This is a genomic window from Streptomyces inhibens, from assembly GCF_003389455.1.
Lineage (GTDB): Bacteria > Actinomycetota > Actinomycetes > Streptomycetales > Streptomycetaceae > Streptomyces > Streptomyces inhibens.
The window spans coordinates 1-9351 of record NZ_QUAC01000050.1 but is presented as its reverse complement, the minus strand read 5'-3'; the positions used below and the strand labels follow the sequence as shown (position 1 = coordinate 9351).

Below are 9351 nucleotides of genomic sequence, written 5' to 3'. Positions count from 1 at the left end.
CGTCGCGGCGAGGACGGCGCCGGGACGGAGCGGCCCCCGGTCATGCGGGCGGGCGGCCAGCGCGGCGCGGCCGATGGCCCGGGCCGTGACCCGGCGGTCGCCCACCCGGGACGCGGCCGCTTCATCGGCCCAGCGCTCCAGGGCGTACGCCAGCGGGGCCCGCAGCGAGCGGAGCAGCGGATGGCAGGCCGAGGTCAGCGCGACCGTGAGCAGGAACAGATGGTGCCGGCCCGCGAGATGGGCACGCTCATGGGCGAACAGCGCCTCCCGCTCGGCCGCCGGCAGCGCCCGCAGCATGCCGGCCGTGACCACCACCCGGCCCGGCCGCCCCGGCAGGGCGTAGGCGTCGGGCGTGGAGTCCGGCAGGACACACAGGTCGCCGGACACGGGGTGTGCCTCGGCGCTGCGCCGGGCGGTGCGCAGCTCGGTGCCGTGGCGCCGGGCGCGGTGGACGACGGCGAGCGCGCAGAGGGTGAGCAGCCCACCGGCGACATACGCCGCGGGGACCGTCACGGCGGGATCGCCGCCGAGCAGCGGCAGGGAGAGATGGCCCAGGGCGGCGACCGGCGGCAGCCGCAGCGCCCCGGCGGCCACCAGCAGGCCGAGCGCCGCGGTCGTACAGCCGGCCAGCGCGACGGCACAGCCGGTCAGCAGCCAGGCCGCGGCGCGCGGCGGCAGCGACTCCGCCAGCCGACGGGCGGCCGGCACCGCGAGCAGCGGCATCAGCAGCGGAATCCACACGGCGACGATCACGGGGCGGCCCCGGGGCCGGACCGCTGCCCTGCGGCCGGCTCCTCCGGGGCGCCGTCGGCACCCTCCAGAAGCGACCGCAGCAGCTGCTCGTCCTCGCTGGTCAGCTGCGAGACGAAGCGGGCGAGCGCGGTGGTGCGGTCGTCCTGCTTGTCGAGCTCGCTGCGCATCCGCCGGGCGGTCAGCCCCGCGGAGTCCTGTATCGGCGAGTACACGAAGCCGCGGCCGGCCCGGGAGCGGGACACCGCGCCCTTGTCGTGCAGCCGGGTGAGGATCGTGGTGACGGTCGTACGGGCGAGCCGGCCGCCCAGCGCGTTCTGCACCTCGGCGGGGCTCAGCGGCCCCTCGGCCGCCCAGAGCGCCGCGAGCACGCTCGCCTCCAGCTCGCCGGACGGGCGCCGCTGGACGGGTGATGTCTCCGACATGGAACGCCCTTCACCTTTTCGTCGTCTACAGTTCCGTAGACCGTCTACGTGACTGTAGTCGGTCGGGTCGGCCGCACGGCAGGCCCGCAACCCATTATGGGAGGGCCCGCCGACATGGCCGTAGCCGCCGCATTTGCGCAGGTGACAGGCGTGACCCAGGCCGCCGTCAATGTGCTCGACGCCGGTTCGCTGCTCGCGGCGTTCGGCGCGCTGGGCGTCGCCGTCGTGCTGTTCGCCGAGACCGGACTGCTGGTCGGCTTCTTCCTGCCCGGCGACTCCCTGCTGTTCACCGCCGGACTGCTGTGCGCCCCCGGCACCGGCGGCGCCGTGCACCTCGCCCTGCCGCCGGTGCTCGTGGCCGCCGCGGTCGGCGCGCTCGCCGGATCCCAGACCGGCTACTGGATCGGCCGACGCGGCGGCCGCGCCCTGCTGACCCGCAGCCGCGCCCGCCGGCTGCACGAGGGCGCCGCCCGCGCCGAGGAGTACCTGGCCCGCTATGGCCACGCCAAGGCCATCGTCCTCGCCCGCTTCGTCCCCGTCGTCCGCACCGTCCTGAACCCGCTGGCCGGCGCCCTGAACGTGCCCGCCCGCACCTTCACCCTCTGGCAGATCACCGGCGGCCTGATCTGGACCCTCGGCCTCACCCTCGCCGGATACGCCCTGGGCGCGTCCGTACCGAACGTCGACCGCTATCTGCTGCCGCTGGTCGCCCTCGTGGTGCTGGTGTCGCTGACCCCGCTCGCCGTCGAACTGCTCCGCTCCCGCAAGCGCCCGGCAACGACGACCGGCCCCCGGACGCCACCCGGCACCTGACCCCCGCACGGCTGCGCACCACCCCGCACCACCGCACCCCGCACGAGGCGCCACGCCGCCAAGGAGAACCCCCGTGAACCACCTCGCCTTCGGCGGAGCCTCGATCGACGGCGGCCCGTACACCCGGATCACCGCTCTCGCCCAGCACACCCCGCACGGCGTGAACACCCTGATCACCTACTGGACCGACTACGGCCTCGCCCTCTTCGCCGTCCTGATGCTGATCGGCTGGTGGCGGGCCCGGCACGGCGCGCCCGGCGCCATGGCGACGGTGCTGGCCACCCCCCTCGTCGTGGTCGCCGCCTTTCTCGTCGACAACCTCGTCAAGGGCCGCTTCGCCGAACAGCGGCCCTGTCAGACGCTCCACACCGTCACCGTCGAGGCCTGCCCGGGACTCGGCGACTGGTCGTTCCCCAGCAACCACTCCGCCGTCGCGGCGGCCGCCGCGGTCGCCCTGCTGCTGTGCGACCGGCGGCTCGGCCGGATCGCCGTCCCGGCAGCCCTGCTGATGGCCGCCTCACGCATATGGGTCGGCGCCCACTACCCGCACGATGTCGCCGTCGGACTGCTCGTCGGCGCCCTCATCGCTGGGGGGCTCACCCCGCTCGCCCGCCGCGCGGCCCCCGCCGTCGACCGCCTCCGCGCCACCCGGCTGCGCCCCCTGGTGGCCGCGAGGTGACGGCGTCCGGACGGGAACCGGAAGGCGGCCACCGGCCCGGGCCGGGCCCCGGCCTCCGCCCCGGCCCGCACCGACGGCCCGGTACCGGCCCGCTCATCGCCCTCGCCGCGGTCTGCGCGGCGCTCTTCGCCGCCGCGGCCGTCACCGTCTCCGTACGGCACGGAGCCCCGCTCGCCCCCGAACGGGGCGCCGTCCACTGGACCACGGCACACCACGGGGAGCCGCTGCGCTCCCTGGCCCGCGCGCTGACGGCCACCGGCACCGGCGTGATCCCGTACGCGATGGCCGTACTCGCCGGCCTGCTGGCCGGCCGGAGCGCCCTCGGCCGGCTCCGCGCGGTGACCTGCGCCGTGGCCGTCCTCGCCGTCGGGCAGGCGATCCGTTACGGCCTGATGGAACTGCTCGCCCGCCCCCGCCCGCCGGCCGCCGACTGGGCCGGGCACGCCTCCGGCTATGCGTTCCCCTCCGGCCACGCCACCACCTCGGCGCTCGCGGCCGGACTGCTGGCCTGGGGCATCGCACAGCGCGCCCGACCCTCCGTCGCCCGCACCTGGTGCGCGGTGCTCGCCCTCTGGGCCGCCGGGGTCGGCCTCACCCGCGTCTACCTGGGCGTCCACTGGCCCGGCGATGTCCTCGGCGGCTGGCTCCTGGCCGCCGCCCTGCTCGCCCTCGCCCTGCTCCTGGAGCCGTTCGCCCTCCGCCGCCCCGACCGCTCCTGAATCCGGCCCCCAGAAGCGCATTCCCATGAATAGCTGACGATCGGACAAGGTCTTCCCCAAGGCGGCATGGACGCGTCCCGCACCGAGCAGCACTGTCCTGGGCGCCGGGGCCATGGGAGCGATCCGGCCACCGGCACCGCTCACGGCAGGTACCACCGCACCATCAGGGGGACATCGCGAATGAACCAGCCACTCCCGCACCCGTCGGCCCACGAGGGCGCCGCACCACCCACCGCCCCGCACGGCCGCTGCCCGGCCGCCGCGGCCAAGGACCCCACCCCGTGCGAGGGCCCGCACGACGCCGCCACCATCGTCGACCGCAACGGCCGGGAGGTCGCCGGCTGCGTCCAGCACTGCGCCCGCCTGCTGGCCGGCCTCGAAGGCGCCCGTGTGCACCCCTTCGTCCCCGCGCAGCACGCCCTGGACATCTACTCCCGGGCCCGTGAACTCCCGCCGTTCGCCTGGGAGATCGGCAGATAGCGGCGTGGTCAGGACGAGATGCACCGTGATCGGTTGACGATGCATCCGTAGATTTGATGCATGGACGAAGATGGCTTTCCCGCCCTGTCGCCGAGAGGGCGGCGCACCCTGGCCGCGCTGATCACGGCGTGGCTCCTGCTGATGGGGCTGGCGGACATCTGGAGCCGCATGCCCCTGGAGTACATGCGCACCCTTCCCGCCGGTGCGTGGCTGCCGGTGCTGTCGGGGGTGGCCATGGCGGTGGTGGTGTTCGCGCCCGTGCGGGTGCGGATCGAGGGGCGCGCTGCCGTGGCCGCGGTGCTGTCGTTGACGGTGACCGGGTGGTTGGCATGGGCGCCGGAGGACGGGCCGGGCTCGGGGACGCTGGAGTCCGCCGTGCTCCTTGTGCTCCTTGCCCGCACCGCGCGCACGGCCCGGCCATGGGCCGCACTCGGCCTGTGCCTGCTGCTCGGTGCGACGATCGTGGCCGGGCCGGCGCGCAGCGGGCTGCGGTATGTCGCGCACTGGTCCGGGTTCTCCTCCCTGTTGCTGCTGGCCGCCGTGGCCGCGGCCGGGTTCGGCTGCCATCTGCGGATGCTGGACGACCGCAGGGCCAGGGCGATCATCGCCGTACGCGAAGGGGAGCGGCTGCAACTCGCCCATGATCTGCATGACTTCGTCGCCCACCACGTCACCGGCATGGTCGTTCAGGCCCAGGCCGCCCTGGCCATCCGCGAGCACGCCCCCGAGCAGGTGGAGCCGCTGCTTCGCGGCATCGAAAAGGCGGGCAACGAAACCCTGGACTCCATGCATCGCCTGGTACGCGTCCTGCGCGAGCAGGACCGCGGCACCGTGCGCCCCGACGATCTCCTGGCCGAACTGGCCCTGCTCATATCCCGGTTCGGGCAGGCAGGCCACCCCACCGTCCGGTTGGACGTGTCCGCCGAGGCACGTGCGGCCGAACTCGACCCCGAGGTGGAAACCACCGTGCACCGCCTCGTCCAAGAGGCCCTGACCAACATCACCCGACATGCGCCCGGCGCGCGGGACGCACGCGTCGGCCTGACGGCGAGCCCCGGGACACTCACGGCGGAAGTGGTCAACGGCCCACCCTCGCAAGGTGCGATGCCTCCCGGCGGAAGGAGCGGGGGCTTCGGCCTCATCGGCCTGCGCGAGCGCATCGAGGTGGTCGGCGGCACGCTTACCACCGGCCCCACCCCCGACGGTGGCTGGCAGGTGACAGGCACGTTCCCCGTACGCCCGCAGCGCCCCGTCACCGCCGCGCCCGGGCTGGGAGGATCACCGGCATGAATGCTCTGCCCAGCGCGCGCACCCGGGTCCTGATCGCGGACGACCAGGAGATGGTGCGCACCGGATTCCGGCTGATCATCGACGCCCAGCCGGACCTGGAGGTGGTGGGGGAGGCCGGCGACGGCGCCCGGTGCGTGGAGCTGGCCCGGCGGCTGCGCCCCGATGTGTGTCTGGTCGACGTGCGGATGCCGAAGCTGGACGGCCTGGACGTCACCCGCGCGCTGGCGGGCACCGGTGCCGTCGCCCCGCTCAAGGTCGTCGTGGTCACCACCTTCGACCAGGACGACTACCTGTACGGGGCGCTGCGCGCGGGCGCGCTGGGGTTCCTGCTCAAGAACGCCGGGCCGGAGCTGCTGCTGGAGGCGGTACGGGCCGCGGCCCGCGGCGACGCGCTGGTCTCGCCGGCGGTGACCCTGCGCCTCCTGGAGCATCTGGGCGAACAACAGGGGCCGTTGGCCGGACGGCCCCCTTCGCAGGCCGCCGGGCTCGCACCGCTCACCTCGCTGTCCGAGCGCGAACGTGAGGTCGTACGCCTGGTGGCCCGCGGCCGCACCAACCAGGAGATCGCCGACGAACTGTCCATCACCCTGTCCACCGTCAAGACACATCTGACCGGCATCCAGGCCAAACTGCGGCTGCGCAACCGCGTCGAGATCGCCGCCTGGGCCTGGGAGACGGGCCTTGTCACGGCCTGCTGATTCTCCGGTCGTAGGGCCCGGCCGACCCATCGGACAGGCCCTGGGGCTCAGTTCCCGCGCCGGCCCTGCGACTTGGTGATCGGCACCAGCTGCCACCAGGTCACACACCGCCAGGCCCACTCCAGCGGCCCGTACCGGAAGGCGTTCAGCCACAGGTGGCTCAGGACGGTCTGCACGGCGAGGATGACGGCAGCCAGGCCGAGCGCCGCGCCCCAACGGGTGGACTCGAACAGTCCCAGCACGGGTGCGACGGCGACAATGATCAACGTCGCGGTGAGGTAGTTGGTCAGCGCCATCCGGCCCAGCGGCGCGAAGACCGCCGCCATGGCGCCACGCAGGGGGGTGCGCAACAGCAGCAGGAAGCCGCAGGCGTAGGCGAGGGCCATCAGCAGCCCGGCAATGGACGCCGCGCGGGGGCCGAGGCTGGTCGCCCAGGCGTCCTGCTGCCAGAAGGCGGCGGCCACGGCGGCGGGCGCGGACACCGCGAGCAGCAGGGCCAGTTGGCCGCCACGCCGCTCCAGCGTGTCCGCGATGCCGTAGCGGGCGGTCGCCGCACCCAGCAGGAACAGCCCCGGGATCACCGCTTGCCCCCCGCTGACCAAGGTCGTACCGGCCACGGTCAGGACGATGCCGCCGATCAGCACCAGCCGGCGCGACAGCCGGGCAGTGGGCAGCAGTACGAGCAGACCGACGATCGCATACGGCAGCAGTGCCTCACCCGGTTGCAAAACGTGGTGCCCGACGCCCAGCACAGCCAGCGCCACGAGCCGCCGCAACAGCAGAACGCGGGGCTTGGCTGCGCGCGCCGCGGCGCCCTCGTAGAAGAAGACGAAGCTCAGCCCGAAGAGGAAGGAAAACAGGGGAAAGAACCGGTGCTGGACGAACAGGTCCAGTGCTTCGCGCACCGGCAGCAACTCACCGGGCACCCTGTAACCCCGCATATAGGTAATCTGCGGAATGTTGACCAGCAGAATCCCGCAGAGCGCGAATCCCCGCAGGGCATCGAGCGCGTCGATACGGCGCCGGGGCACGGGGACGGGCACGGGGGGCGACTCGGGCACGGTGGTGGTCACTGACTCTCCTGACACGGGTGGGCTTTCCGTCCACAGTGCGGCGCCCTGCCTCTGTCGTGCCTCCGCCGTGAGGGTGAGCCCGCCAGCCGAAAGTACGGTCGCGGACACGCCCTGGTGCCGCATCAGACAACGTTCGCCCTGGACAGCGCTACGGCGAAAATCCGGTGCGAAGCGCCCCGTCCATGACCATGATGTTGATCATGACTGTGTTCGCCGACGAACCTGCCCGGCTCGGCGAGAGCCGCCTGTCCGATGGACGGTTGCTCGGGTGGGCCGAGTGGGGGCCGCCGGACGGGGTGCCCGTTGTGTTGTGTCCGGGTGCGGCTACGAGCCGGTGGCTCGGTTTCGGCGCAGGTGTCGTTGAGGCGCTCGGAGTGCGTCTTGTCTCCGTGGACCGCCCGGGGCTCGGTGTCTCCACACCTGCACCCGGCCGGACGTTCTCCGACTTCGCCGGTGACATCCGTCAACTCGGCGTGCTACGAGGGCTGGGGCGCCCGGCTGTGGTCGGGAACTCGCAAGGTGCGCCGTTCGCTCTCGCCTGTGCCGAGGAGGGCGTCGCCTCCGCGCTGGCTGTCGTCTCCGGGGCGGATGAGGTCGCCGCGCCGGAGTTCGCTTCCACGCTGGCGGCGGATCTGCGCGGCCTCGTCGAGCGGACCGCGAGCGACCCGGTGGGCGCCGAGGAGTTCTTCGCGGGCTTCGGTGCGGAGGCGATGTGGGGCATGGTCATGACCGCGAGTCCGGGGTGCGACCTTGCCGTGTACCAGGATCCTGATTTCGCGGTTGCCTACCGCAGGGCTTTGGACGAGGGCTTTGTCCAAGGTGCGGCCGGTTACGCCCGCGACACGGTCCTGGCCATGGGCCGGTGGCCGTTCGCCCTCGACGAGATCGCTGTCCCGGTCGACATCTGGTACGGCGAGCGGGACACCAGCCACTCTCCCGACAACGGAGCACTCCTCGCCACCCGTATGCCCGGTGCGCATCGCCGTGTCGTACCGGGGACCGGCGGCGCGCTGCTATGGACCCATGCCGAGCCCATTCTCACTTCGCTTCTTGAGAAGGCCTCCGCCGCCCGGTAAAGGGAGGTGGCGCACTACCGTCGGGGCCGTGGCCGAAGGATGGGACGCAGACGGGCTGCGGGCTGAGCACACGCAGGGATACCCGCGTTCCGTTGAGCCGCGGCCGCGCAGGTCACACCTTGACGATGCGGACGCCGGGGCCGCACAGCATGAGGAGGTCCTCGGGGTCCGACGTCAGGACGGTTACAGGGGCGGGCGAGGCGAGTGCGGTGGCGGTCACGATGGCGTCGAGGGCGCACTTGTGGCCGTGCAGGCCGGCAGCGGCGAGGAGCTTGCTGGCGTGGCGGGCGACGGCTTCGGTGGGCGGGATGACGTTCACGCGGGAGTCGGCGTAGTCGAAGCGAGCCTGGTTGACCTTGGGGTCGCGTGCTTCGACGAGCGTGACGGAGCTGGTGACCACGCGGATGTCCTCGGCCTCGGCCGCAGCCAGCCACTCGGTGAGTTCAGGGGAGCGTCGTACGAGTTTGGACAGCCCCTCGCAGTCCAGGATGAGTGTCCCGCTCACGCGGCGTCCGCCGAGCCGACCGTGTCACCGCGCAGGACGGCTCGCTTGGCCTCGACCGCTACTTGGTCCACGGGGCCGTGTTCGGCTTCGGCGTCTTCGATGAGTTCGCGCAGCCGGTCCCGCTCCAGCTGGCGCTGGATGAGAGCTTCGACGTAGGCGGACATGCCTCGCTTGCCGGTGCGTTCCTTGAGGGCGGCGATGGTGCCTTCGTGGAGGGAGACGGAGACCGGACGGACGGGGCCTTCGCCGGGAGCGGAGGAGGTGGTCATGGATCTACTTTAACAAAACTCTTGTTATTGAGTGATCGCCCTCCGTGCCCGGCCCTCCGTGCAGGCATCGGCTACACGGTCCAGGGACTTTCCGCCGCGTGAGCGGGGAAGGCCCTGATCAGCGCTCAAAGAAGCAAACGCGCTGGTCAGGGCCTGTTCCNTTCATGGTCTTGATGACCTTGTCGAGGGAGACCTTGTGGCTGCCGTCGCCGCGCATCGCCATCTTCGCGGCGGTGACGGCCTTGACGGCGGCCATGCCGTTGCGTTCGATGCAGGGGATCTGGACGAGGCCGCCGACGGGGTCGCAGGTCAGGCCGAGGTTGTGTTCCATGCCGATTTCGGCGGCGTTCTCGACCTGTTCGGGGCTGCCGCCGAGGACCTCGGCGAGGGCGCCGGCGGCCATCGAGCAGGCGGAGCCGACCTCGCCCTGGCAGCCGACCTCGGCGCCGGAGATGGAGGCGTTCTCCTTGAAGAGCATGCCGATGGCGCCCGCGGCGAGCAGGAAGCGGACCACGCCTTCTTCGTCGGCGCCGGGCACGAAGTTCATGTAGTAGTGCAGGACGGCGGGGATGAT

13 protein-coding genes are annotated in these 9351 nt (G+C 72.7%); 7 read left to right on the top strand and 6 right to left on the bottom strand.

Features of this window, described 5'->3' with window-relative positions; all coding sequences use genetic code 11:
• Both DY245_RS07400 and DY245_RS07395 read right to left on the bottom strand, forming a co-directional pair.
• Positions 1-753, bottom strand: a 753-nt coding sequence (locus DY245_RS07400; RefSeq protein WP_147318332.1) for a M56 family metallopeptidase, incomplete at its 3' end; no start/stop codon positions are given.
• Complete coding sequence (locus DY245_RS07395) at positions 750-1175, bottom strand: BlaI/MecI/CopY family transcriptional regulator (RefSeq protein ID WP_128504761.1); 426 nt, start codon at positions 1173-1175, stop codon at positions 750-752. The genes DY245_RS07395 and DY245_RS07400, both read right to left, overlap by 4 nt.
• 96 nt (positions 1176-1271) lie before the next feature.
• Between DY245_RS07395 and DY245_RS07390 the strand changes: the two genes are divergently transcribed.
• The 6 genes from DY245_RS07390 to DY245_RS07365 all read left to right on the top strand — a co-directional run bounded on the left by DY245_RS07390 (position 1272) and on the right by DY245_RS07365 (position 5854).
• Entirely contained in the window at positions 1272-1988 is a 717-nt protein-coding gene (locus tag DY245_RS07390; RefSeq protein WP_181923560.1) for a DedA family protein, read from the top strand.
• 73 nt (positions 1989-2061) lie between these two features.
• The gene (locus DY245_RS07385) at positions 2062-2667 is read left to right on the top strand and encodes a phosphatase PAP2 family protein (protein ID WP_128504757.1); all 606 of its coding nucleotides are present in this window, start codon (positions 2062-2064) and stop codon (positions 2665-2667) included.
• A complete protein-coding gene (locus tag DY245_RS07380) occupies positions 2664-3386 on the top strand; it encodes a phosphatase PAP2 family protein (protein WP_128504755.1) in 723 nt (240 codons plus the stop codon). The genes DY245_RS07385 and DY245_RS07380 overlap by 4 nt, the downstream gene beginning before the upstream one ends.
• Before the next feature lie 180 nt (positions 3387-3566).
• On the top strand, positions 3567-3866 hold the full coding sequence (locus DY245_RS07375) for a hypothetical protein (protein WP_128504752.1): 300 nt from the start codon (positions 3567-3569) through the stop codon (positions 3864-3866).
• Between the two features lie 60 nt (positions 3867-3926).
• Positions 3927-5156, top strand: a complete 1230-nt coding sequence (locus tag DY245_RS07370; RefSeq protein ID WP_128504751.1) for a sensor histidine kinase — start codon at positions 3927-3929, stop codon at positions 5154-5156.
• Positions 5153-5854 (top strand): response regulator, encoded by a 702-nt coding sequence (locus tag DY245_RS07365; protein WP_128504749.1) that lies wholly within the window; start codon positions 5153-5155, stop codon positions 5852-5854. The genes DY245_RS07370 and DY245_RS07365 overlap by 4 nt, the downstream gene beginning before the upstream one ends.
• 47 nt (positions 5855-5901) lie before the next feature.
• Here DY245_RS07365 and DY245_RS07360 read toward each other — a convergent pair whose 3' ends face one another.
• On the bottom strand, positions 5902-6927 hold the full coding sequence (locus DY245_RS07360; RefSeq protein ID WP_244942893.1) for a DUF418 domain-containing protein: 1026 nt from the start codon (positions 6925-6927) through the stop codon (positions 5902-5904).
• Positions 6928-7127: 200 nt separating this feature from the next.
• Here DY245_RS07360 and DY245_RS07355 point away from each other — a divergent pair, with 200 nt between their 5' ends.
• Positions 7128-8003, top strand: coding sequence for an alpha/beta fold hydrolase (locus tag DY245_RS07355; RefSeq protein ID WP_220377863.1), 876 nt, complete (start codon positions 7128-7130; stop codon positions 8001-8003).
• A gap of 112 nt (positions 8004-8115) precedes the next feature.
• On the opposite strand, the gene DY245_RS07350 is transcribed toward DY245_RS07355, so the two are convergent.
• The 3 genes from DY245_RS07350 to DY245_RS07340 form a co-directional block, all read right to left on the bottom strand.
• A complete protein-coding gene (locus tag DY245_RS07350) occupies positions 8116-8508 on the bottom strand; it encodes a type II toxin-antitoxin system VapC family toxin (protein WP_128504745.1) in 393 nt (130 codons plus the stop codon).
• Positions 8505-8777 (bottom strand): hypothetical protein, encoded by a 273-nt coding sequence (locus DY245_RS07345; protein ID WP_128504743.1) that lies wholly within the window; start codon positions 8775-8777, stop codon positions 8505-8507. Before DY245_RS07345 ends, DY245_RS07350 begins: the two co-directional genes overlap by 4 nt.
• 161 nt (positions 8778-8938) lie before the next feature.
• On the bottom strand, positions 8939-9351 hold a 413-nt coding region (locus tag DY245_RS07340; RefSeq protein WP_181923561.1), incomplete at both ends, for an L-serine ammonia-lyase, iron-sulfur-dependent, subunit alpha.